Annotated in this window: 23 protein-coding genes; 20 read left to right on the top strand and 3 right to left on the bottom strand. The window is 38.6% G+C overall.

Annotation, left to right across the window (positions count from 1 at the left end; genetic code table 11):
- The first annotated feature begins 11 nt into the window (after positions 1 to 11).
- The 14 genes from secG (at position 12) to ACFILD_RS05495 (ending at position 14,181) form a co-directional block, all read left to right on the top strand.
- A complete protein-coding gene (secG, locus tag ACFILD_RS05560) occupies positions 12 to 464 on the top strand; it encodes a preprotein translocase subunit SecG (RefSeq protein WP_273791139.1) in 453 nt (150 codons plus the stop codon).
- Between the two features lie 127 nt (positions 465 to 591).
- The gene (locus ACFILD_RS05555) at positions 592 to 2,220 is read left to right on the top strand and encodes a CTP synthase (protein ID WP_375664870.1); all 1,629 of its coding nucleotides are present in this window, start codon (positions 592 to 594) and stop codon (positions 2,218 to 2,220) included.
- A gap of 36 nt (positions 2,221 to 2,256) precedes the next feature.
- Positions 2,257 to 3,093 carry a 3-deoxy-8-phosphooctulonate synthase gene (gene kdsA / locus ACFILD_RS05550; RefSeq protein ID WP_273791141.1) on the top strand — a complete coding sequence of 279 codons (837 nt, stop codon included), beginning with the start codon at positions 2,257 to 2,259 and terminating at the stop codon, positions 3,091 to 3,093.
- A gap of 71 nt (positions 3,094 to 3,164) precedes the next feature.
- Positions 3,165 to 4,451, top strand: a complete 1,287-nt coding sequence (eno, locus tag ACFILD_RS05545; protein WP_375631360.1) for a phosphopyruvate hydratase — start codon at positions 3,165 to 3,167, stop codon at positions 4,449 to 4,451.
- Between the two features lie 92 nt (positions 4,452 to 4,543).
- Positions 4,544 to 4,951 carry a TM2 domain-containing protein gene (locus ACFILD_RS05540; RefSeq protein WP_375631359.1) on the top strand — a complete coding sequence of 136 codons (408 nt, stop codon included), beginning with the start codon at positions 4,544 to 4,546 and terminating at the stop codon, positions 4,949 to 4,951.
- Between the two features lie 382 nt (positions 4,952 to 5,333).
- Positions 5,334 to 5,765 carry a TM2 domain-containing protein gene (locus ACFILD_RS05535; RefSeq protein WP_375643078.1) on the top strand — a complete coding sequence of 144 codons (432 nt, stop codon included), beginning with the start codon at positions 5,334 to 5,336 and terminating at the stop codon, positions 5,763 to 5,765.
- A gap of 384 nt (positions 5,766 to 6,149) precedes the next feature.
- Entirely contained in the window at positions 6,150 to 6,602 is a 453-nt protein-coding gene (locus ACFILD_RS05530; RefSeq protein ID WP_375643076.1) for a TM2 domain-containing protein, read from the top strand.
- A 181-nt stretch (positions 6,603 to 6,783) separates the two neighbouring features.
- On the top strand, positions 6,784 to 7,095 hold the full coding sequence (locus ACFILD_RS05525; RefSeq protein WP_012754998.1) for a septum formation initiator family protein: 312 nt from the start codon (positions 6,784 to 6,786) through the stop codon (positions 7,093 to 7,095).
- 135 nt (positions 7,096 to 7,230) lie between these two features.
- Positions 7,231 to 8,271, top strand: coding sequence for a pyruvate dehydrogenase (acetyl-transferring) E1 component subunit alpha (gene pdhA / locus ACFILD_RS05520; protein ID WP_375643075.1), 1,041 nt, complete (start codon positions 7,231 to 7,233; stop codon positions 8,269 to 8,271).
- 16 nt (positions 8,272 to 8,287) lie between these two features.
- Positions 8,288 to 9,655 carry a pyruvate dehydrogenase complex E1 component subunit beta gene (locus ACFILD_RS05515; protein WP_375631357.1) on the top strand — a complete coding sequence of 456 codons (1,368 nt, stop codon included), beginning with the start codon at positions 8,288 to 8,290 and terminating at the stop codon, positions 9,653 to 9,655.
- A 14-nt stretch (positions 9,656 to 9,669) separates the two neighbouring features.
- The gene (locus ACFILD_RS05510; protein ID WP_273791146.1) at positions 9,670 to 11,013 is read left to right on the top strand and encodes a pyruvate dehydrogenase complex dihydrolipoamide acetyltransferase; all 1,344 of its coding nucleotides are present in this window, start codon (positions 9,670 to 9,672) and stop codon (positions 11,011 to 11,013) included.
- Between the two features lie 213 nt (positions 11,014 to 11,226).
- Positions 11,227 to 12,687 (top strand): dihydrolipoyl dehydrogenase, encoded by a 1,461-nt coding sequence (gene lpdA / locus ACFILD_RS05505; RefSeq protein WP_375643074.1) that lies wholly within the window; start codon positions 11,227 to 11,229, stop codon positions 12,685 to 12,687.
- Between the two features lie 67 nt (positions 12,688 to 12,754).
- Positions 12,755 to 13,717 carry a lipoyl synthase gene (lipA, locus tag ACFILD_RS05500; RefSeq protein WP_375631354.1) on the top strand — a complete coding sequence of 321 codons (963 nt, stop codon included), beginning with the start codon at positions 12,755 to 12,757 and terminating at the stop codon, positions 13,715 to 13,717.
- Positions 13,718 to 13,719: 2 nt separating this feature from the next.
- Entirely contained in the window at positions 13,720 to 14,181 is a 462-nt protein-coding gene (locus tag ACFILD_RS05495) for a type II toxin-antitoxin system RatA family toxin (protein ID WP_273791149.1), read from the top strand.
- A gap of 577 nt (positions 14,182 to 14,758) precedes the next feature.
- Here the strand turns inward: ACFILD_RS05495 and ACFILD_RS05490 are convergent.
- From ACFILD_RS05490 to rirA, 3 genes are read right to left on the bottom strand one after another with little or no spacing between them, the layout of a single operon-like run.
- Positions 14,759 to 15,247, bottom strand: a complete 489-nt coding sequence (locus ACFILD_RS05490) for a CinA family protein (RefSeq protein ID WP_375664869.1) — start codon at positions 15,245 to 15,247, stop codon at positions 14,759 to 14,761.
- Complete coding sequence (locus ACFILD_RS05485; RefSeq protein WP_375664875.1) at positions 15,244 to 16,434, bottom strand: bifunctional 2-C-methyl-D-erythritol 4-phosphate cytidylyltransferase/2-C-methyl-D-erythritol 2,4-cyclodiphosphate synthase; 1,191 nt, start codon at positions 16,432 to 16,434, stop codon at positions 15,244 to 15,246. Before ACFILD_RS05485 ends, ACFILD_RS05490 begins: the two co-directional genes overlap by 4 nt.
- Positions 16,435 to 16,458: 24 nt before the next feature.
- The gene (gene rirA / locus ACFILD_RS05480; protein WP_273791151.1) at positions 16,459 to 16,902 is read right to left on the bottom strand and encodes an iron-responsive transcriptional regulator RirA; all 444 of its coding nucleotides are present in this window, start codon (positions 16,900 to 16,902) and stop codon (positions 16,459 to 16,461) included.
- Positions 16,903 to 17,075: 173 nt separating this feature from the next.
- On the opposite strand from rirA, the gene ACFILD_RS05475 reads away from it, so the two are divergent.
- The 6 genes from ACFILD_RS05475 to clpX all read left to right on the top strand — a co-directional run bounded on the left by ACFILD_RS05475 (position 17,076) and on the right by clpX (position 25,140).
- Positions 17,076 to 19,343, top strand: a complete 2,268-nt coding sequence (locus ACFILD_RS05475; protein ID WP_273791152.1) for a PAS domain-containing sensor histidine kinase — start codon at positions 17,076 to 17,078, stop codon at positions 19,341 to 19,343.
- 1 nt (position 19,344) lies between these two features.
- Complete coding sequence (locus ACFILD_RS05470; protein ID WP_375664868.1) at positions 19,345 to 20,703, top strand: sigma-54-dependent transcriptional regulator; 1,359 nt, start codon at positions 19,345 to 19,347, stop codon at positions 20,701 to 20,703.
- Positions 20,704 to 20,706: 3 nt separating this feature from the next.
- A complete protein-coding gene (gene trkA, locus ACFILD_RS05465; protein WP_273791154.1) occupies positions 20,707 to 22,083 on the top strand; it encodes a Trk system potassium transporter TrkA in 1,377 nt (458 codons plus the stop codon).
- Between the two features lie 10 nt (positions 22,084 to 22,093).
- Positions 22,094 to 22,903, top strand: a complete 810-nt coding sequence (locus ACFILD_RS05460; RefSeq protein ID WP_273791155.1) for a hypothetical protein — start codon at positions 22,094 to 22,096, stop codon at positions 22,901 to 22,903.
- A 146-nt stretch (positions 22,904 to 23,049) separates the two neighbouring features.
- The gene (gene clpP / locus ACFILD_RS05455; protein WP_273791156.1) at positions 23,050 to 23,682 is read left to right on the top strand and encodes an ATP-dependent Clp endopeptidase proteolytic subunit ClpP; all 633 of its coding nucleotides are present in this window, start codon (positions 23,050 to 23,052) and stop codon (positions 23,680 to 23,682) included.
- A 183-nt stretch (positions 23,683 to 23,865) separates the two neighbouring features.
- A complete protein-coding gene (gene clpX / locus ACFILD_RS05450) occupies positions 23,866 to 25,140 on the top strand; it encodes an ATP-dependent Clp protease ATP-binding subunit ClpX (RefSeq protein ID WP_273723371.1) in 1,275 nt (424 codons plus the stop codon).
- The last annotated feature ends 17 nt before the right edge of the window (positions 25,141 to 25,157 follow it).

The raw sequence follows: 25,157 nt of genomic DNA, 5'->3' as shown, positions 1-25,157 counted from the left end.
GAGCAGGGTTTATGCAAACAGTACTTATAGTTATTCATTTTTTGATTGTGATTACTTTGGTTGGTGTTATATTAATTCAACCTTCAGAAGGTGGTGGGCTAGGTGTGAGTAATAGCTCAGGGTTGATGAAAACTCGTGGATCTCGAAACCCTTTAACACGTTTGACTGCTATTTTAGCCTGTTGTTTTTTTGTTGTGTCTATTGGACTTACCGTGGTGGGTAATATATCAAATTCTAGTTCTGATATCTTAAAGCGTATACCGGTTAATTCAGAACAGAATTCTACCGATAAAGGCTCAGGCTCAGTTCCATCATCAAATGATGAGTCTTCCCCTTCTGTTCTTGAACAGCTAGGAGGCACTTCGAATTCTCCGCAGGAACAGAAACAGTCCACAAATCCTGAAGCAGAAAGTCCAGTTCCACAGGTTCTTGAAAACACAGTTCCGGATAACAGTACAAAATAGTTTTTTAAGAAAATATAGACTTTTTAAAAAGGTGATTTTTTCACCTTTTTTATTTTAGAAGAAAAATTGTTTCTTTTTGCATTTTTTGCTGGAAAAATCATTATAAATTGCTTATCACCATAAGCCCATGGCACGTTATGTTTTTATTACTGGTGGTGTGGTTTCTTCCCTTGGAAAAGGCATCGCAGCGGCGGCGTTAGCAGCGTTATTACAGGCTCGTGGTTATCGCGTACGTCTTCGCAAACTTGATCCTTATTTAAATGTTGATCCAGGTACGATGTCACCTTATCAACATGGTGAAGTATTTGTGACCGATGATGGTGCAGAAACGGATCTTGATCTTGGTCATTATGAGCGTTTTACTGGGCGTTCTGCAAATAGCCAAGATAGTATTACAACAGGGCGTATTTATCGCAATATCATTGAACGAGAGCGGCGTGGTGATTATTTGGGGGCAACAGTCCAAGTTATTCCTCATGTTACGGATGAAATTAAGAGATTCATTACGATGGGAAATGAAGAATTTGATTTTGTTTTGTGTGAGATAGGTGGAACGGTTGGTGATATTGAAGCAATGCCTTTTCTAGAAGCGATTCGTCAGCTTCGCAATGAGCTACCGAGACAAAATGTCGTTTATGTCCATCTCACATTAATGCCTTATATTCCTTCAGCAGGTGAATTAAAAACGAAACCAACACAACATTCTGTCAAAGAATTGCAAGCAGTTGGTATTTCTCCTGATATTTTGCTTGTACGTGCAGATAGATCTATTCCAGAAACAGAACGGTGCAAATTATCACTTTTTTGCAATGTTCGCTCCAATGCAGTCATTCAGGCATTAGATATGCCAACGATTTATGATGTTCCTATGGCATACCATAAGGAAGGTTTGGACTCTGAAGTTCTTTGCGCTTTTGGAATTGATTCGGCACCTTCCCCCAAGATGGATCGTTGGGAGGATATTACGCATCGTATTCACAATCCTGAAGGAGAAGTCACGATTGCTATTGTAGGAAAATATACGGGCTTAAAGGATGCTTATAAATCTCTTATTGAAGCGATTGCGCATGGTGGTTTAGCGAATAGAGTGAAAGTTAATATTGAGTGGATTGATTCGGAACTTTTTGAAAAAGAAGATTCTGTTTCAGCTTTACAAAAAGCCCATGGAATTTTGGTTCCAGGTGCTTTTGGGGCACGTGGGGCAGAAGGGAAGATTCGAGCAATTCAATTTGCACGAGAGCGTAAAGTTCCATTTTTAGGGATTTGTTTTGGGATGCAATTAGCTTGTATAGAAGCTGCGCGCAATATTGCACAGATTAAGAATGCTTCATCGAGTGAGTTTTGCGAAACAGACAATCCAATTGTAGGTTTAATGACAGAATGGCTTAAAGGAGACGTCCTTGAAAAACGTACAAGAAATGGTGATCTCGGCGGTTCGATGCGCCTTGGTGCTTTTGCTGCTGAATTAAAAGAAGAGAGTCATATTGCTCAAATTTATGGGATGACCAAGATTGTCGAGCGACATCGTCATCGTTATGAGGTTAATATTGATTATAAGGATAAGTTAGAACAGTGTGGTTTGATTTTTTCTGGGATGTCTCCTGATGGTATTTTACCAGAAACGATAGAATATGTAGATCATCCATGGTTTATTGGTGTTCAATATCATCCAGAATTAAAATCCCGTCCTTTTGATCCACATCCGCTTTTTTCTTCTTTTATTGAAGCTGCTGTAGAACAAAGTCGATTAGTTTAATGCATAAATTGGGTTACTTTGCTTTTGAGGGATAAAATGACTAAACCAAATGCCCGTGTGAAAGTTGGAAATATGATTTTTTCAAATGAAATGCCTCTTTCATTAATTGCAGGGCCGTGTCAGATGGAAAGTCGTGATCATGCTTTTGAAATGGCTGGTCGTATTAAAACAATTACCGATCAGCTTGGTATCGGGTTTGTTTATAAATCAAGTTACGATAAAGCCAACAGAACCTCTTTAGGGGCGGCACGTGGTATTGGTCTTGAAAAAGCAATGTCCATTTTTTCTGATTTAAAAAAAGAGTTTAATTGTCCCATATTAACTGATGTGCATACAGAAGAGCAATGTACAATTGTTTCTTCTACAGTTGATATTTTACAAATACCGGCTTTTTTATGTCGTCAAACAGATCTTTTGGTAGCAGCCGCCAAAACAGAATGTGTTATTAACATTAAAAAAGGTCAGTTTTTAGCGCCGTGGGACATGGAGAATGTTTTAAAAAAGGTTGTTTACAGTGGTAATCCGAATGTTATGCTTTGTGAGCGAGGCACGTCATTTGGTTACAACCGACTTATTTCTGATATGCGTTCGTTGCCTATTTTACGTTCATTTGGTGCTCCTGTTATTTTTGATGCAACGCATTCTGTTCAAGAACCTGGGGGGCAGGGGGCTTCATCTGGTGGGCAGCGTCAATTTGTTGAAATTTTAGCGCGTGCAGCTGTCTCTGTTGGGGTAGCTGGTATTTTTTTAGAAACACATCAAGATCCAGATAATGCACCTTCTGATGGACCCAATATGGTTAAAGTTGATGATTTACAAAGATTGCTTGAGACTTTAATGGAATTTGATTATCTGTCAAAAAAGTTGAGTTGAGAAGAGAAAAAATATTTCATTAATAGGGCATTATAAATGAATCGAGACTTTTATTGGATAAGGAAACACATATGACTATAATTGTCGATATCATTGGGCGTGAAGTTCTTGATAGCCGTGGTAATCCAACGGTAGAAGTTGATGTTCATTTGGAGAATGGAGCTTTTGGTCGCGCTCTGGTTCCTTCGGGAGCTTCAACAGGAGCACACGAGGCTATAGAGCTTCGTGATGGTGGTTTGCGCTATCAAGGGAAAGGTGTTGAAAAAGCGGTTGCTGCAGTTAATGGCGAAATTCTTGAAGAACTTGGTGGGCGGGATGCAACAAATCAAATTGCTATTGATCAAGCAATGATTGCTTTGGATGGAACGCCAAACAAAGCCCGTCTTGGTGCCAATGCACTTCTTGGTGTTTCATTAGCTGTTGCAAAAGCAGCTGCGGATTCATTAAATTTACCTTTGTATCGTTATATTGGTGGTACACAAGCGCATATTCTTCCAACCCCCATGATGAATATTATTAATGGTGGCGTTCATGCTGATAATTTGATTGATTTTCAAGAGTTTATGATTATCCCTATAGGAGCTCCTACTGTAAGAGAAGCTATCCGTTATGGCGCTGAGATTTTCCATGCATTGAAAAAGCGTTTAAAAGATGCGGGTTATAATACCAATGTTGGTGATGAAGGTGGTTTTGCACCTCAATTTAAAAGTGCTGATCAAGCAATTGATTTTATTATGGAATCTATCATGATATGTGGCTATAAACCAGGTGAACAAATTGCCATTGGTTTAGACTGTGCTTCAACCGAATTTTATAAAAATGGTTCGTATTTTTATAAAGGTGAGGGGAAATGCCGAGACATCCAAGAGCAGGTAGATTATTTAGCACATCTTGTGAAAAATTATCCTATTATTACAATTGAAGATGGAATGGCAGAGGATGATTGGGAAGGTTGGAAGTTACTCACTGACACAATTGGAGAAAAATGTCAGCTTGTTGGCGATGATTTGTTTGTAACGAATTCAGCACGTTTGCGTGATGGTATCAAAATGGGGGTAGGCAATTCTATTCTCATAAAAGTTAATCAAATTGGTACATTGAGTGAAACACTTGATGCTGTAGAAGTAGCACATAAAGCAGGTTATCGTGCCATTATATCTCATCGTTCAGGCGAAACAGAGGATTCTTTCATTGCAGATCTTGCGGTTGCAACGAATTGTGGACAAATTAAAACAGGTTCTCTTGCACGTTCGGATAGATTAGCCAAATACAATCAACTTATTCGTATTGAAGAAATGCTAGGAGCCCAAGCGCGTTATGCTGGTGATTTAGTGTATAGTTCTGAGCACAAAATATGAAAGTATAAGATCATTTAGATTATGAAATTGAGATTTCTTATCAAAGGCATATACGCAATAATTTTTAAGTGTTTAAATTTATAGGGATTAAGATGAGAGGTATAATTATTAGTCAAGATCAAGGAACTTATCTCGTTGCTGGTGATGATGGTAAACGTTATCAGTTTGCGACTTGGGATTGGTTGGGAAAGAATCCACCAAGGATTGGTAATGCTGTTGATTTTGTCTGTGAAGGGGGGGTTGTCAGTTCTGTTTTTCCATTGTTGAGATCAGGTACAGAGAACACAAAGATAATGTTCGCACTGCTTTGTTGGGTTGCAGGTATTTTTGGTGTCCATCGCTTTATGGTTGGTAAAGTTAGGACTGGTGCTTTAATGCTAGTTCTATCTTTATCATTGTTTGGATTGATAATTACCGGCATTTGGGCAATTGTTGATTTTATAGTCATTCTTGGTGGAAGATTTACGGATAAAGATGGAAATCAGATTACAGATTTGTGAAAATCTTATAATAAAAAAAGGTAATTTAGCTCGCTTTTTATTTTTATAAATATATTAAGTTGCATCATGCGAAATTATTGTACTACATTTATTTAATATGAGATATTAAAAAACATGTACAGCTAAGTAAACGTATTGAAAAAGACAATGCTATTTTATATGGGTAAAGCAAAGATATAAATCAACTAAAGCATGTTTTTTGTTACTGCTTATAGCAGGGGGAAATATTAGATTATTGGGGAGTTACGAACTATTTTAATTTCATGTTTATCATGGTGAGTACGAATTGTATTTACACCGTGAGGTTAATCCGCATATTATCGAATTAGAAATAATCTCTTTATGAATAACACATGAGGAGCAGCTTTATAGGTGGGCAAGAATGAAAGGTAAGATTATTGGTCAGGATCAAGGAGATTATTTTGTTTCAGGGGCTGACGGTAAGCGTTATCAATTTACGAGTTGGGATTGGTTAGGAAAAAAAACACCAAAAGTGGGTGATACCGTTGATTTTGTATATGAAGATAATGTTGTTAAATCTGTTCTCCCTCTCGTGAGTAAAACTCAGTCAGAAAAATCAAGATTGGCGATAGCACTTGTTTGTTGGTTTTTTGGATGGTTGGGAATTCATCGCTTTATGGCAGGTAAAGTTGGAACGGGTATTGTAATGCTTCTTATAAGCCTACTAAGTATACCATTTACTTTTGGGGTAGGGATACTTTTAGTAACTGGTCCTTGGTCATTCATTGATTTTATAGTTATTTTATCCGGATATTTTAGGGATGAAAATGGGGATAAAATTATAAATTGGTAGAAATTTTAGAATAATATAAAAAGTTAAAGAGTGAGGCACTTTCTTTACTTTTAATGTTGTCAATATATTAATTTAATAATGTAAATTATTTTAATATATGTCTTTAAATGTGAAATATTAAAGAAAATTATGAATATTTAAATAAAACTATTGAAAAAGACTGTACTATTTCATATGAAAAAAGCAAAGGTGCAAATCGAACAGCGTGCTTTGTATTACCACTTGTAATTGCGGGAATTTTAAGTTGTTGGGGAATTTTTAGCTTTTTAAATTGTCATATATCACGGTGAATACAGACTGTATTCATGCTGTGAGGTTTATTCAACATATTATCATATTAGAAGAAAAGCTTCTTTATGAATAACAATTTTATAGGTGGTGAAGATGAAAGGTAAGATTATTGGTCATGATCAAGGAGATTATTTCATTTCAGGGGCTGATGGTAAGCGCTATCAGTTTGCGAATTGGGATTGGTCAGGAAAAACGCCGCCGAAAGTTGGTGACGTCGTTGATTTTGTGTGTGAAGGGGATACCATTAAATCTATTTTCCCTATCTTGACTGAAGGTCAGTCACAGCAATCAAAAGTGACGTTAGCGGTCGTTTGTTTTTTTCTAGGTGGACTAGGACTTCATCGTTTTATGGTTGGTAAAGTTGGAACGGGCATTGCAATGCTTCTTATAAATATAATAAGTGTAATACTTATAATAAGTGTAATACTTATGCCGGTAGGGCTTATAGGAATTTTTTTGATAATTACACCTTGGGTATTGATTGATTTTATAGTCATTTTAACAGGAAGTTTTAAGGACAAAGATGGGTGTAAAATCACAACTTAGAGGATATCCAATATTTATAATATAAAAAGTGGGTTATTCAGCTTACTTTAATTGTATTAAGGGGGGGACTTTGATGATAACAAATTATTTTGGTGTAGATTTGGTAATGAGGTATTAATCAAAATCATGCATAGTTGGGCAAAATATTAAAAAATTTGTGCTGTAAAGACTGTGCTATTTTATGTGGACAAAGCAGAAACGTCGATCAATCAAAGTACGCTTTGTACTACCTCTTATGACGGTGGGAGTCTTAAGCTATTTCAGTTATCACATTTATCATGGTGAGTATGGATTGTATTCACGCAGTGAAGTTAATCAGCATATTAGCGAATTAGAAAAGGAGCTTCATAAAATAGAAGCTGAGCGGATATTCATGGAAAAGCGTATTTCTCTTTTACGCAATGGGCATATAGAAAAAGATATGTTGGATGAGTATGTCCGAAAGAATTTGAACTTCTCTAAGCCAAATGAACTGACAATCTTAATACCTTGAAATGATACCAAAGGTAAATGAAAAATCGCTTAATTTAAACAACAATCAGCAATGATATTGTTTAAGCCGATTGATAAGGCTTGTAACTTTTGTTCGTAAAGGTTATTCCTAAATAATCATAAAAGGGAGTTTAATATGGCAGAACGACTTAAAAAAAATTCTGCGTCGGCGGCGCGCACTGCATTATCAAGCACCACAAAGAAAGCACCAATAGCAGATTTTACAAAAGAAGAAGAAATTGATGCTTATCGTGAAATGCTTTTAATTCGCCGTTTTGAAGAAAAAGCAGGACAACTTTATGGTATGGGGCTTATAGGGGGATTTTGTCACCTTTATATTGGTCAGGAAGCCGTTGTTATAGGAACATTGAAAGCGGCAAAAGAAGGTGATCAGGTTATTACGTCTTACCGTGATCATGGTCATATGTTAGCGGTTGGGATGAGTCCGCGTGGGGTTATGGCAGAATTAACGGGGCGCCAAGGTGGCTTTTCCAAAGGGAAAGGTGGCTCGATGCATATGTTCTCTAAAGAAAAGAACTTTTATGGGGGACATGGTATTGTTGGTGCGCAGGTTCCCATTGGTTCAGGTTTGGCATTTTCGAATCAGTACCTTGATAAAGATAATGTGACATTGGTTTATTTTGGTGATGGTGCTGCAAATCAGGGGCAGGTTTACGAGAGTTTTAATATGGCTTCACTTTGGAAGCTTCCCGTTGTTTATATTATTGAAAACAATCAGTATGCTATGGGAACGTCAGTTTCACGTGCATCTGCAGAAACTGATTTTTCCCGACGTGGTCTTTCTTTTGAAATTCCAGGTATTGTTGTTGACGGTATGGATGTTCGATCAGTAAAAGGAGCTGCTGATGAAGCTATTTCTTGGGCACGCTCAGGTAAAGGACCGATCATTCTTGATATGCAGACCTATCGCTATCGTGGTCATTCCATGTCTGACCCAGCAAAATATCGTTCAAAGGAAGAAGTCCAAAAAATAAAAGAGGAGCACGATCCGATTGATCAAGTAAAAAGTCGGATTCTTAAAAAAAATTGGGCGAGCGAAGACGATTTAAAATCTATTGAGAAAGAGGTCCGTGCAATTGTTGCTGATGCGGTAGATTTTGCACAAAGTGATCAAGAGCCAGATGCTTCTGAGCTCTATACTGATATTTTAGTTTGATGCGAGGGAAGCAAGTATGTCTATTGATATTTTGATGCCGGCGCTTTCACCAACTATGGAAGAAGGTAAACTGTCTAAATGGCTCAAGAAAGAAGGTGATAAGGTTAGCTCTGGCGATGTTATTGCTGAAATTGAAACGGATAAGGCTACAATGGAAGTAGAGGCCGTTGATGAAGGTACTCTTGGTAAAATTTTTGTGCCTGAAGGTTCAGAAGGCGTAAGGGTTAACACTGTTATTGCAATTTTGTTAGAAGAAGGTGAGCGTGCTGAGGATATTTCGCAACCTACTGATATAGCACAAAAACCTAAGGAATCTGCTCTTTCTCTACCTTTGTCAGTTCCGCAGGCTGCTCCTACTTTTGATACATCTCTTAATTTTGATATTCCAGCGGGAACACAAATGGTTACAATGACAGTTCGTGAAGCGCTTAATCAGGCTTTGGCTGAAGAAATGCGGCGTGATGAAACAGTTTTTCTTATGGGGGAAGAAGTCGCGCAATATCAAGGTGCCTATAAGGTTAGTCAGGGTTTGTTGGAAGAGTTCGGGGAACGCCGAGTTATTGATACCCCAATTACAGAGCACGGCTTTGCTGGGCTGGCTGTTGGGGCTGCTTTTGGTGGGTTACGTCCTATTGTCGAGTTTATGACCTTTAATTTTGCGATGCAGGCGATGGACCAAATTATTAACTCAGCAGCCAAAACACGTTATATGTCTGGTGGACAAATGACCGCTCCTATGGTTTTCCGAGGTCCCAATGGTGCGGCTGCCCGTGTTGGTGCTCAACATTCTCAATGCTATGCTGCATGGTATAGTCATGTACCAGGTCTGAAAGTTGTCATGCCTTATAGTGCTGCAGATGCAAAAGGTTTGCTGAAAGCTGCTATTCGTGATGATAATCCTGTTATTTTCCTTGAAAATGAGATTTTGTATGGGCATCAATTTGATGTTCCTCAACTGGATGACTTTCTTTTGCCTATTGGTAAGGCGCGTATTCATAAGTCTGGACAAGATGTGACGATTGTTGCATGTGGAATTGGGATGCATTATGCTGTTCAAGCGTTACCAGAAATTGAAAAACTTGGTATTGATGTTGAATTGATTGATTTACGAACCATTCGCCCTATGGATCTTCCAACAATTCTTTCGTCAGTTAAAAAAACAGGTCGTTTGGTAACAATTGAAGAGGGATTTCCTCAGTCATCCGTGGGAACTGAAATAGCAACGCGTGTTATGCAGCAGGCTTTTGACTATCTTGATGCGCCAATTGCTACGATTTCTGGCAAAGATGTTCCGATGCCTTATGCCGCTAATCTTGAGAAGTTGGCTTTGCCTAATACTGCTGAAATTATTGAGGCAGTTCAGGCTGTGACATACAGAGCATAACGGAGGAAAGCATAATGCCCATTAAAATTACAATGCCAGCGCTTTCCCCTACGATGGAAGAGGGAAATTTAACAAAATGGAATATTAAGGAGGGAGATAAGGTTTCCTCTGGTGATGTTATTGCTGAAATTGAGACGGATAAAGCGACAATGGAAGTCGAAGCCGTTGATGAAGGTAGGGTTGCTAAAATTGTTGTTCCTGCTGGAACACAAGGCGTTAAAGTAAATGCTTTAATTGTTGTTTTAGCAGAAGAAGGTGAAGATTTAGCTGAAGCTGCAAAAGTTACAGAAGAAATCTCTTCTTCTACAAGACAAGAATCAGAGGGCATAAAACAGACAGATTCTCTGAAACAGACGGACTCAAAGGGAATAAAAATGTCTCATGAATCATCAACTGGGCAATTAATACAGCAAGATAAAAAAGAAGCTCGTCTTTTTGCCTCTCCCTTAGCGCGGCGATTAGCATCTCAGGCAGGTCTTGATTTATCCCTTATTTCTGGAAGTGGTCCGCATGGGCGTATTATTAAGCGCGATGTGGAAAAAGCTGTGAGCAGCGATATTTCTAAAGTGTCTTATTCATCACAGATAGGGGAGCTAACAGCTACAGGTGCTTCAGACAAACAGATATTGAAACTCTTCAAAGAGGATGAATATAGCTTCGTTCCCCATAATAATATGCGTAAAACAATCGCGACACGTTTGGTGGAATCAAAACAGAAAGTCCCACATTTCTATGTAACGGTAGATTGTGAACTTGATGCGCTATTAGCACTGCGTACACAACTGAATGCTGCTGCACCAATGGTTAAAAGGCAGGAAGAAACTCAGCCTACTTATAAGCTTTCTGTTAATGACATGGTGATCAAAGCTGTCGCACTTTCTTTGAAAGCGGTTCCTGATGCGAATGTCTCTTGGCTTGAAGGTGGGATGATTCATCATAAACATTGTGATGTTGGGGTTGCTGTTTCTATTCCCAATGGATTAATTACACCGATTATTCGCCATGCAGAGGAAAAGCCGTTATCACTTATTTCCAAAGAGATGAAGGATTTTGCAAAGCGTGCGCGCGAGGGCAAGTTAAAAATGGAAGAATATCAGGGTGGAACAACAGCTGTATCAAATATGGGGATGTATGGTATAAAAAGTTTTTCTGCTATTCTTAATCCACCGCATGCGACGATTTTTGCGATTGGTGCAGGGGAGCAGCGTGCCGTTGTTAAAAATGATGCATTAGTCGTTGCGACAGTTATGTCAGTTACGATTTCTGCTGATCATCGTGCTGTCGATGGTGCTTTAGCAGCAGAGATCGCGCGGACTTTTAAGAAGATGATTGAAAATCCATTAGCAATGTTGGTTTGAACTGTTTAACAGTTCTTCACGTAAATTGTGAGAGAGTGTATTAAGAGAATAAAAGCAAATTTAACGAGTTTGAAGAGCAATGTTATTGCTATTTCTGGTTTGGGTAAAGCATTTACGTAAGCAAAAGACATAAGATGATTCTGTCATGTTATTTTGCAGACTTAAGTTCAAAAAGTGCATATCCGTTTTATATATATCCATGGAGGAATTACTGTGGCAAATCTTTATGATGTAATTGTGATTGGATCAGGTCCAGGCGGATATGTAACCGCAATTCGTGCAGCACAATGTGGCTTTAAGACTGCGATTGTTGAACGTGAACATTTGGGAGGGATCTGTTTAAATTGGGGATGTATTCCCACAAAGACCCTTCTACGTTCAGCGGAAATGAAACATTTTGCTGAACATGCGAAAAATTATGGACTAAAAATTAATGGTTCAATTGAGGCAAACATCAAAGATGTTGTGGCACGTTCACGCGGTGTTTCAGCACGTTTAAATGCTGGTGTTGATTTTCTAATGAAAAAAAACAAAATTGATATTATTTGGGGTGAAGCAAAGCTTACTAAAGAAGCAAAGGGAAGCCATCCTGCGGAAATTATGGTTTCTTCATCCTCAAAACCGATTATGCAACCGCAAAATCCAGTCCCTAAAGGAACGTTAGGGGAGGGAACTTATCAAGCAAAGCATATCATTATTGCAACGGGCGCACGTCCTCGTGTTCTTCCTGGTATTGAACCAGATGGAAAACTCATTTGGACTTATTTTGAAGCTATGATACCGCCAGCAATGCCAAAATCGCTTTTGGTTATAGGGTCTGGGGCTATTGGCATTGAATTTGCCTCTTTTTATCGTGATATGGGGGCGACAGTAACTGTTGTTGAAATGATGCCTCATATCATGCCTGCTGAAGATATTGAAATTTCAACGTTTGCTCGTAAACAGTTAGAGAAAAGAGGTTTACGCATTCTTCGTCAAGCAAAAGTAACAAAGGTTGAAAAGTCTTCCGATTCTGTGACTGTACATATTGATGTTCAAGGTAAAATAGAGACAATAACTGTTGACCGGTTAATTTCCGCTGTAGGGGTGCAAGGTAATATTGAGAATCTTGGTTTAGAATCTTTGGGAATAAAAACCGATCGCGGGTGCATTGTAACTGATGAATGGAGTTGGACGGGGGTGGAAGGCATTTATGCTATTGGTGATGTAGCAGGTCCTCCTATGTTGGCCCATAAAGCAGAAGAAGAAGGAGTGATATGTATTGAGCATCTTGCAGGTTTGAAGAGTGCTCATCCGCTTGATAAAAGAAAAATTCCAGGGTGTACATATTGTACACCACAGGTTGCTTCTGTAGGGCTTTCAGAAGCGGCTGCAAAAGAAGCAGGTTATGATATACGTATTGGTCGTTATTCTTTTGCTGCGAATGGTAAGGCGATTGCTTTGGGTGAAGATCAGGGGTTAGTAAAAACGATTTTTGATAAAAAAACAGGACAGCTTCTCGGGGCCCATATGGTAGGGGCTGAGGTAACAGAATTGATACAGGGTTTTGTTATTGCTATGAATCTTGAAACAACAGAAGAAGAATTAATGCATACTGTCTTTCCACATCCGACCTTATCGGAAATGATGAAAGAAAGTGTATTAGATGCTTATGGTCAAGTTTTAAACGCTTGATGACTGGATTGTATGAAAAATTTTATATTTTTGATTGTTACTTCGTATTTATAAGGCAAAGGCTTAAATGGTTACGGTTGTTGATAGAGTTACAAATAGACGTTTGCGTCATCCTGAAAAGGCACATCGTCCTGATACAAGCGTTCAAAAAAAGCCAGATTGGATTCGTGTAAAAGCGCCAACATCACCAATTTATAAGGAAACACATGGTATTGTACGTACGCATAAGTTAGTGACTGTATGCGAAGAAGCTGGTTGCCCTAATATTGGCGAATGTTGGAGCCAGAGGCATGCTAGCTTTATGATTTTAGGTGAAATATGTACGCGTGCTTGTGCTTTTTGTAACGTTGCAACAGGTATTCCACTTGCCGTTGATGATAATGAGCCAGAACGTGTCGCCGATGCTGTTGCACGGATGGAATTAAAACATGTTGTCATTACATCTGTTGATCGTGATGATCTTGCTGATGGTGGTGCTGAGCATTTTGCAAAAGTTATTTATGCGATTCGTCAAAAAACTCCTAAAACAACAATTGAAGTTCTTACACCTGATTTTCGTCATAAGGATGGCGCTTTAGAAGTTGTTGTTGCTGCTAAGCCTGATGTTTTTAATCATAACTTAGAAACAGTTCCTTCTAAATATTTGAAGGTCCGTCCAGGGGCGCGTTATTTTCATTCAATTCGTTTATTACAACGCGTTAAAGAACTTGATCCAACAATTTTTACAAAATCGGGAATTATGGTTGGCCTTGGGGAGGAGCGAAATGAGATTTTGCAATTGATGGATGATTTGCGCGCTGCTGATGTTGACTTTATGACAATTGGACAATATTTGCAGCCTACACGAAAACATCATCCAGTTATTCGTTTTGTGCCTCCTGAAGAATTTGAGTCTTTTGCCAAGATTGGTAAAGTAAAAGGATTTTTACATATGGCTTCCAATCCTCTGACGCGTTCATCTCATCACGCTGGAGATGATTTTGCCATTTTGCAAAAAGCGCGTGATGAAAAATTTTCCTTACAGAGATAATTATGCCGATTTTTACAATACATCGGCAGATCACCCATAGTGCCAGTGAAATGTTTGATCTGGTTTCAGATATTGAGCGTTATCCTGAATTTTTACCAATGTGTGAGTCTTTAATAATACGTTCTCGAAAAGAATATGGAAAAAAAATATTGCTTCTTGCGGATATGACCGTTGGCTATAAGATTATTCGTGAAACTTTTACGACTCAAGTATTTCTTCAGCCGGAAAAAAGTCTTATAGAAGTTAAATATATTGATGGTCCATTCAAATATCTTGAAAATCGTTGGGCCTTTCATGATATTGAAAATACCAATGCATGTAATGTAGAGTTTTTTATTGATTATGAATTTAAAAGTAAAACGCTTGGATTAGTGATGGGCTCAATGTTTGATATTGCGTTTCGTAAATTTACCGAGGCTTTTGAGAAGCGTGCGCATCAGATTTATGGCTCTACGGTAACATAGTCTATTCTGTTATTTTTTAACAATACGTATTGCTTATAACAGCGTGAAGGTGAAAACCGGTTTCCATCTTTACTATTTGTTTTTAATTCAGCTTTCAAAAGCATATTGAAGGAACATCATTTTAAATGATGAAGATGATGTACAGCTTCACTCTTTTGTTTCTCTCTTTTTTAATGGATACATATCCGTTAAACAGAACGCCCAAATAGAACATGCTTGCGTCATACCCATTTCATAATAGTGCTCATAATAAATAGTATAGATCCTTCGTAAAAGCATATAAACTCCACATCTGTACGTTTATGAACAAGTCAGCCTGCACCATTTATTTGCCATCTCTCAAGATGTTGCGCCAGCTCTTAGCACTTGAGAGAGAGGTACAAGTGTCCCTTTCTTTAATCATTTTATTTACTACAGTTTTTTTCTCTTGTGGCGTGCAAGTGAATAAATTTGATTAATTCAACCTACACAGGGCTGAAGTGAGATAACTTTACGCTATTCAGGTCTTTCATTTTCAAGGTGTGGGCGACTATAGACTCAATGTGGAATAGAGAATTTTGAAATTAGTATGGGGAATTCAGTGAAGTAATTCCAGAATCATTTTAAAAACATTTTCAACAGTTGCATGGCGGATAGCATTGCGATTAAGATGAGCAAAGTGCATTTCTTTGTGCAGGGGGGGGGGATTTTTATAAGCTACTGCGCAATGCACAAGTCCTACAGGTTTATCAAGACTTGCACCTCCTGGACCAGCAATCCCTGTTACAGAAACTGCAATGTCAGCTTGTGAATGTTTTAATCCACCCTCCGCCATTGCAAGAGCAACTTCTTTTGAAACGGCACCATAGGTTCTTATAAGTTCAGCACAAACGCCAACAAGGCGTGTTTTGGATTCATTTGAATAAACAACAAATCCACAGTCGAGAACATCTGACGATCCTGCAATATTTGTGAGGCTTGCAGCAATGAGTCCCCCTGTACAAGACTCTACAGTTGTTAACAGTAAACCTTTTTGGCGAAAGGTATTAAGGACTTCATGTGCTTGTTTTTCACAAAGATATGTCATTGGGGAATTTCTCCTGAATAAAGAACGCTCGCTGTTGCAAGAGCAGCAATTCCCTCACCACGACCAATAAATCCAAGCTTTTCATTTGTTGTTGCTTTGATAGAGATTCGATCAGGTGTCATTGCAAGTATTGTCATAAGATTTTCTGTCATAGCATGACGATAGGGACCAATTTTAGGATTTTCAGCGATAATTGTGATATCAACATTGGCGATACGACCATCTGCTTGTTTTATAATATCGAGAGCATGACGGAGAAAAATTTCTGATGATACATTTTTCCATTGAGGATCAGAGGGAGGAAAATGTGTACCGATATCTCCAGCACCTTGAGTTGCAAGAAGGGCATCTGTTAATGCATGAAGAGCAACATCCGCATCGGAGTGTCCATTTAATTTTTTATGAAAAGGGATTTTTATACCACATAATATAAGAAAATCACCATCTTCAAAAGAGTGAACATCATAACCATTGCCGGTACGGATATCAGGAAACATTTGCATTTTCTTTTGGAGATATAAATGTGCAGTATTAAAATCTTCATGCCATGTAATTTTTATGTTGTTAGGATCCCCAGGAACGGTACGCATAGGAATTCCAAACCATTCGGCAATTGCAGAATCGTCAGTGAATTCTTGTTTGCAAGCTTGTTTTGCTTGTTTATGGGCCGCTAAGATATGTTCAAAGGGAAAACACTGTGGAGTTTGTGCACTATAAAGATGGGTACGGGGAATTGTTTCTAAAACATGCTGATTATTTATACGTTTAAGGGTATCAGAGATGGGCAGAACAGGAAGAACACCTTCTTGAGGCGTGATAGTGTTGTGAATGTTATTAAAAAGCTTGTTTTCAATAAAAGGGCGTGCACCATCATGAATATGCACATATTGGGGGAAAAATTTTTTAAGTGCCTGAAGTCCATGTAAGGTAGAGATTTGACGTGTATTGCCTCCTTCAACGATAATAAGGCGCTCTTTAAAATCGCCAATAGCTTGTTCACAGATTTGACGATCTTCTGGATGAATAACAAGGATAATTGTTGTGATAGCTGGATGCTGCAAAAAACAATGCACGGTATGATAAATAATCGGCTTTTGTCCTAGAAGCCGATATTGTTTTGGAATTTTATAGGGAGATCCTGCTCTTTCACCCCGTCCAGCGGCTAATATTATTGCTGCAATAGAAATACTTAATCTCCTTGTATTATAATCTTAGTTTTCTTTTTTGTCATTAATTTTAAAATGATTTTGAAAGGATGGTTGTTGTAGATCAGCAAGGGATATCATGGACAACACCTCAAAAAAAGCATTTAATGCTTTTTGAAGTGCGGTATTTAAACCACAAAAATCAAACAAGGGGCAAGTTGGTTCTGCAGTATCGAAACATTCTGCTAGGGAAAAGTTGTCTTCTGTTACTTTCACAACATCAGCGACTGAAATCTCTGCTGCGGGTTTAGCCAATCTAACTCCACCATTGCGTCCACGCACTGTTTGTATAAAACCTGCTTGAACAAGCAGCTGAAGGATTTTAAATAAAAAAAGTTCTGAAACGGCATATGCTTTAGCAATTTCTGGAACACGACTGAGAGTTCCCTGATTATCTGCACAATACATGAGCATTCGAAGAGCATAATTTGTTTGTTTTGTTAATCGCATCTCATTTCCTTCGTAAAGTATCGTCGAACACAGTCTATTTTAAAGATATTTTGCAAAATATAGAAGCTTTTCCTCATTGACTATATTTGCCCTATTTTAAATGTAGTATTAGTATTGTCAATTTTTGCTACAAAAGGTTATATGAGAATAATGGGATAAGGGTATGTAAGCTCATGACGAATATAACATCTGTGACGAATCTTCAAGACATAGATAAAAATACTTATAACGATGAGTTGTATCGTTTAAGTAAGGTATATATTTTTTTAGGGATTACAATTATTGTATTGGCTTTACTTACGGCCTCTGTTTCGTTTATTATTCTTATTGGATTAACTCCTGTTGTTCCCAGTAGAACAGTAACCCTTATTCTTATAGGGATTAATAGTTTTTGGGTTTTAGGGCTTATTGTCATCGTTTTTTATGAGATGATTCCGATCATTCGTGCTTGGCGTTCAAGGCGTGCAGGATCGCGTCTTCATGTGCGCCTTATTTCATTGTTTGCACTTGTTGCGACAATGCCAGCTGTTGCTGTAGCTCTTGTATCGGGTCCAGCACTAAATTTGGGACTTGATCGATGGTTTGATACAACAACGCGGCAAATTGTGGGCTCTTCTATTGATTTAGCAAATGCTTATGCAGATGAAATGCTTCAAAATTTAAAAAATTTATCCTACGCGATGGCATTTGCACTTGATAACAAAAAACTCTTAGAACGTAATCCAGCTGAATATAGGATGCAATTGACGCGTCATGCTATAGGACGCAATTTGCGTGGTGCATTTTTGTTAAGTTCTAGCGGAGCTATTTTTGTATCGAGTGCTCTTGGTGATGAAGATAAACTGCCAATTCCTCCTTCTCATCTTATTGAACGTGCAACCAGTGCGAGACCTTTTTCTTTTCAACCAGGCGTTCATGATTATTTTGGTATTATTTTAAAATTTACCAACATTCCAAACACATTTTTATATTTGGTGCGTGACGTTGATAAAGGTGTTTTATCTGCTTTGCGTTTGACAGAAGTTAATACAGATCGTTATCGTGATTTAAATGAAAATCGCCTGCTGACACAGATTGCATTTGGTATGCTTTATTTGTGTCTTTTTTTTAGTTTATTCTTATCAGCTATTTGGGCTGCTATTGCTGTTGCTGATCGTTTAGTGCGTCCTATTCGTCTTCTCATTAGTGCTGCCGATGATGTTGCTTCTGGAAATATGGAAATTTTCGTGCCAGTACGAGCAAAAGATGGAGATATTGGGCAATTATCCAAAACTTTTAATTACATGGTCAGTGAATTGAAAAGTCGGCGTAATGAGTTGATTGCAGTGCGTGATCAAATTGATGAAAGACGGCGTTTTTCTGAAGCTGTGTTATCGGGTGTAACAGCGGGAGTAGCAGGTATAGATGATAATGGTGATATCACCATTATCAATCGGTCTATTGAAGCGATGTTTGATATTCGCTCTGAGCACGTTGTTGGACAAAGTCTTTTATCTTTAAGCGCTGAAATTTGGCAGGTTTTTCAGTTTGTGCGTTCATTAGATCGTAAAAACCATCGTGAACAGGTCACTTTAAACGTTGCAGGAAAAGAGCGTGTCTGTAATGTTCAAGTTACGATGGAGGAGGATGATGGACAGGGGCAATCTTGGGTTCTAACAATTGATGATATTACTGACCTTGTTGCAGCGCAACGTACAGCAGCGTGGGCGGATATTGCGCGGCGTATTGCGCACGAAATTAAAAATCCTCTTACACCTATTCAGTTATCCGCTGAACGCATTCGTAAACGTTATAACAAAGCTATTACACAAGATAGAGAGGTTTTTGAGCGGTGTATTGACACGATTATTCGGCAGGTTGGAGATATTGGGCGTATGGTTGATGAGTTTTCCTCTTTTGCACGTATGCCCAAACCCAAAATGCATATTTTAGATATACGAGAATTGTTGCGCGAAGCATGTTTCTTGATAGAGGTGACGCGACATGATATTCATTTTGAGCAAGATTTAGGAACTCTACCACTTATGGGTGCATTTGATAACCGTCTCATTGTACAGGCTTTCTGCAATGTTATCAAAAATGCGAGCGAATCCATAGATTCAGTTATGCGAGAGGAAAATATTCACGGTCATATTCTTGTCCGTTCTTATCGACAGAAAGAATGGGTGGTTGTGGATGTTGTTGATAACGGGAAAGGACTTCCTAAAGAGCAAAGACAAAAGTTATTAGAACCCTATATAACAACGCGGGAAAAAGGAACAGGACTGGGGTTAGCCATTGTGCGCAAAGTTATTGAAGATCACGGTGGTTTCATGGAGCTTCATGATGCACCGGAGAGTTTTTATGAAGGTCGTGGTGCGATGATCCGTTTGATATTTCCTGCGGATGGGGGTAAGCAGGGTAATATTATACAAGCCATAAATCATAAGATAGGGGAATAGTATGGTATCAGATATCTTGATTGTTGATGATGAAGCAGATATTCGTGAGCTTGTTGCTGGTATTTTAGAGGATGAAGGTTATGAAACGCGCGTTGCTTGTAACTCTGATGAAGCATTGGCTCAAATTAGTGAGCGTATTCCAAAGCTCATTTTTTTGGATATTTGGCTACAGGGTAGTCGTCTCGATGGTTTAGCACTGCTTGATGAAATTAAAACACAATATCCGGCTCTTCCGGTCGTTATGATCTCTGGTCATGGTAATATTGAGACGGCTGTTTCCGCTATAAAGCGAGGGGCATATGATTTCATTGAAAAACCTTTTAAAGCTGATAGACTTGTATTGGTTGCAGAGAGAACACTTGAAAATTCAAATTTAAAACGTGAGCTTTTAGAATTACGAAAGCGTTCGAACGAGACATTAGAGTTGCTCGGAAAATCGACAGTTATAAAAAATTTGCGTCAAATCATAGAAAAAGTAGCACCAACCAATAGTCGCATCATGATAACAGGTCCTTCAGGGGCAGGAAAAGAGACTGTTGCACGAACTATTCATGCGCTCTCAACGCGTTCGAATGGGCCATTTGTTACAATAAATGCTGCAACGATTACTTCGGAAAGAATGGAAATAGAGCTGTTTGGCAGCGAAATGGAGGGAAGAGAGCGTAAAATCGGTGCCTTAGAGGAAGCTCATGGCGGTATATTATATCTTGATGAAATTGCTGACATGCCACGTGAGACTCAAGGGAAGATTCTTCGGGTTTTAACGGGGCAAACATTTGAGAGAATTGGCGGCACAAAACGTGTTAAGGTGGATGTCCGTATCATTTCTTCGACAGCGCAAAATCTTGAAAACCTCATTTCTGATGGGCGCTTTAGGGAGGATCTTTTTCACCGTCTTTCCGTTGTTCCTATTGTTGTTCCGCCCCTTTCAGCGCGTCGTGAAGATATTCCAGAACTTGTACATCATTTTGTAAAAACAATATCACAGCAGGTTGGGATTAAGCCGCGTGCAATCAGTGATGATGTGATTGCTATTTTGCAAACGCACGCTTGGCCGGGTAATGTGCGGCAATTACGTAATAATATTGAGCGTCTTCTTATTCTTGTGCGGGATGGTGATGGTCCTATAACAGCGGACTTTCTTCCCAGTGAAGTAAGTGATTCTTTGCCACGCCTTCAAATGGATTCAGATGAAAGTATAATGGATTTGCCGTTACGTGAAGCTCGAGAATTGTTTGAAAAGAGATATTTAGTGGCGCAGATTGGGCGTTTGGGTGGAAATATATCACGTACTGCTGAATTTATAGGCATGGAGCGTTCAGCTTTGCACCGTAAACTTAAAGCGCTTGGAGTTTCTTAAGCGATGCGTGTTATTATTTGTGGAGCAGGACAGGTTGGTTATGGGATAGCAGAGCGTCTTGCTGCTGAAAATCATGATGTTACTGTTATTGATATCGAAACGAGATTAATTGAAAAGATTCGCGATACATTGGATGTGAGAGGTTTTGTTGGTCACGGTTCACGGCCTGAAGTTCTTTTGGCAGCGGATGCAGACAAAGCTGATATGTTGATTGCTGTTACTTTGTTTGATGAAGTCAATATGGTAGCTTGCCAAGTAGCACATTCATTATTTAATGTGCCCACAAAAATTGCTCGTATTCGCTCACAATCTTATTTAGAGCCACGTTATAAGACGCTTTTTTCCAGAGAGAATATTCCCATTGATGTGGTTATTTCGCCAGAAGTTGAAGTTGGGGAAATGGTTTTGCGCCGTATTGCTTTACCTGGTGCAATAGATGTTCTTTATTTTTGTAATGATGATATTGTTGCGCTAGCCTTGGAATGTATGGAAGATTGTCCAGTTATTAATACACCTTTGCGTCAATTAACAGAGCTTTTTCCAGATCTTCATACGACGGTTACCGCTATTAAACGTGGCGCGGAATTATTGGTTGCACATTCAGAAACGCAATTACGCGTTGGTGATATAACCTATCTTGTTGTTTCTCGTGAACAGATGCGTCGTGCTGTTGGGCTTTTTGGTCATAAAGAACAAGATGCACACCGCATGATTATTGCAGGGGGTGGTCACATTGGCCTTTATGTTGCACAGGCGATTGAAAAGCGTTTCCATAAATTAAAATTGAAGATTATAGAATCGCATAGAGAAAGAGCTCTTACAATTGCTGATCAGCTTGAAAAAACGACAGTCTTATACGGTAACGTGTTAGATCCAGTGATTCTTCAAGATGCGGGAATTGATCAGTCCGATTTAATGATTACATTGACCAATCAAGATCAGGTTAATCTCTTAAGCGCTATTATTGCTAAAAGATTGGGCTGCAAAGCCAATATGGTATTGATTAATAATGTTGCCTATCAAGAATTTAGTCGTGCTGTTGGTGTGGATGCATATCTTAATCCCCATAGCGTTACAATATCGAGAATTTTGCAACAAATGCGCCGTGGGCGTATTCGTTCTGTTCATTCAGTTTTTAATGGCCGAGCAGAAATTATTGAAGCTGAAGTGATGCAAACATCTTCATTAGTTGGTAAGTCATTATCAGAGCTCAATTTATCAGATGGTTTGAGAATTGGTGCAATTTATCGCAATAAGACAATAATACAGCTTTCGGCAGATACGCGTATTTTGTCTGGTGATAGAATAGTGATTTTTGCTCTTGCTGATAGGGTTCGTGATGTTGAACAACTCTTTCGCGTAAGTTTAGAATATTTTTGATGTATTATCTATGGATATTTGTACTTTTTGGTATAGTGGACAATTAAGATTGGTGGATAGGCTTTGTTTGTCTTCAATGGTTAAAACTGGACAGCGCGTTAAGCTTTTTAGTTATGATAAAAAAATAGATAATCTCCCTGCTGGTGTTGAGCTGCATGAAGCCGAATCAATTTTACCACGCTCAGCAATTTATCGCCTTGATCCCGATTTTTCTGATGATAAACTAGGGTGTACAATTGTTCAGTTCTCGGATTTTTTTCGTGTTATGCTGATGAAATATCAACAAGGTGTTTGGTTAGATACAGATGTTTACCTTGTTAAACAATTTCATCCAGATGCCGATAAGGTTTGGTTGGCAAGAGAAAATAATACAAGAGTAGGCGTTTCTGCACTTTATTTTCCGCCCAATAACCCTATTATAAAAATATTTGAAGATTATTGGGCAGGCACAGAAATTATTCCTCATTGGCTTGGGTTTAAGCGTCGTGTTTGGAGACCGTTCTGGTTAAAGAGGAAAAAAATGCCGATTTTACCGGGAAATCTTGGCGTTACAATATTTGGCAATGATGGTATTTCACGATTAGCAAAACGATATGGTTTTTTTCATGAAGCAAGGGAAAAGGAAACTTTTTATTATTGGACTGGGCGAAAAACTGAACGTATTTTTGAACCAGCTTTTGGCGTAAAGCCGCTTACAGATTCACGCTTGATAGGCTTTCATATTCACAGAAAGACAAAGACCACGAAAAGACCTCAGGAAGGAAGTTTTTACCATTGGGCGGTATCTCGCATTCCTGATGTTCATCATTTGTTTAGGTAGAGTTATTATTGCTATTTTAACTATTGAGATTTTAATCTATCTTATACATCTCTTGATTGTAGCTTGCACAAGAGAGTAATGTTAGCATATGGATAAAAACATTGAATGTGTAAAGAGCGGTTGTTATATGAACGGAAAGTAAAAATATGAGTGATCCAATGAAAACAGCATTAAGCCTTGTTCCTATGGTTATTGAACAAACCAATCGTGGTGAGCGGGCCTATGATATTTTTTCCCGTCTTTTAAAGGAGCGGATTATTTTTATTAATGGTCCTGTTGAAGATGGTATGGCAATGCTTGTTTGTGCACAATTGCTTTTCTTAGAAGCGGAAAATCCTAAAAAAGAAATTAGTCTTTATATTAATTCTCCAGGTGGTGTCGTAACATCTGGTATGGCTATTTATGATACTATGCAGTTTATTCGCCCTCCTGTTTCTACGCTTTGCATGGGGCAAGCGGCATCTATGGGGTCTTTATTGTTAACAGCTGGAGCAAAAGGTCATCGTTTTACATTGCCAAACGCACGCATTATGGTGCATCAACCATCTGGAGGTTTTCAAGGTCAAGCTTCAGATATTGAGCGACATGCGCAAGATATTATAAAGATGAAACGGCGTTTAAATGAAATTTATGTCCAACATACGGGGCAAGATTATGAGGTTATAGAGAAAACTCTCGATCGCGATCATTTTATGACAGCAGAAGAAGCCAAAGCGTTTGGCTTAGTTGATGATGTTATACAATATCGTGCAGAAACTGAAAAAGAAGAAAAAGATTAAGAATTTTTATAGAAAAAACAGCTACTTTAAATCAAAGAGTTTTATAAAAAATATCGCAAAATAAGAGAAACACCTAAAAATATTGAGACATGCATGGTTTTCTATATGTCTTTTAGTTTTCATGATGAAAAGCTTCCTTTGAAAAGGCAAAGTGTTCATATATCGTGGTGAAAGGAAAGAAAAATGAGCAAAATTAGCAATAGCGGGAACGAATCAAAAAATACTCTCTATTGCTCGTTCTGCGGCAAGAGTCAGCATGAGGTGCGTAAGCTCATTGCGGGGCCTACTGTATTTATCTGTGATGAATGTGTAGAGCTTTGCATGGATATTATTCGGGAAGAAAATAAGTCTTCTGGGGTTAAGGTGCGTGATGGTGTTCCTACGCCACAGGAAATTATAACAGTTCTTGATGATTATGTTATTGGTCAGCAGCATGCGAAGCGTGTTCTTTCTGTTGCTGTGCATAATCATTATAAACGGTTGGCGCATCAGTCTAAAAGCAATGATATTGAGTTGGCAAAATCAAATATTCTTCTTGTTGGTCCAACGGGCTGCGGTAAAACTTATCTCGCACAAACATTAGCACGTATTATTGATGTACCTTTTACGATGGCGGATGCGACCACTTTGACTGAAGCAGGTTATGTGGGGGAAGATGTTGAAAATATTATTCTTAAGCTTCTTCAGGCAGCAGATTATAATGTTGAACGTGCACAGCGTGGTATTGTTTATATCGATGAGGTTGATAAGATTTCTCGTAAAGCAGATAATCCTTCTATTACAAGAGATGTTTCGGGGGAAGGAGTTCAGCAAGCGTTATTAAAAATTATGGAAGGAACGATTGCTTCTGTTCCTCCTCAAGGTGGACGTAAGCATCCGCAACAAGAGTTTCTTCAGGTTGACACCACAAACATCTTATTCATTTGTGGGGGAGCTTTTGCAGGTTTAGAACGGATTATTTCAGGGCGTGGTGAAAAAACTTCTATTGGTTTTTCTGCGACCGTTAAGGCTCCTGATGAGCGTTGTGTCGGTGAAATTTTTCGTGATTTAGAGCCTGAAGATCTTATAAAATTTGGTTTAATACCAGAATTTATTGGACGCCTTCCTATAGTCGCTACCTTAGAGGATTTAGATGTTAACGCCCTCATGCAAATTTTATCACAACCTAAAAATGCATTAGTAAAGCAATATCAGCGTCTTTTTGAAATGGAGAATGTCGAGTTAGCATTTCATGAAGATGCTTTACGTGTTATTGCAAAGAAAGCAATTGAACGTAAAACTGGTGCTCGTGGTTTGCGTTCAATTATGGAGAAGATCCTTCTTGAGACGATGTTTGAGCTACCGGCTCTTGAAGGCGTTCAAAAAGTGGTTATTTCGAGTGATGTCGTTGATGGGAAAGCGCGTCCTCTTTATATTTACTCAGAACGTGCAGAAGATAAAGAAAATGTATCAGCATGACATTGTGCGATGCACAA

Source organism: Bartonella sp. CL162QHHD, from assembly GCF_042195435.1.
GTDB lineage: Bacteria > Pseudomonadota > Alphaproteobacteria > Rhizobiales > Rhizobiaceae > Bartonella.
The sequence above is the reverse complement of the archived record's forward strand: the minus strand, read 5'-3'. Positions and strand labels throughout refer to the sequence as shown.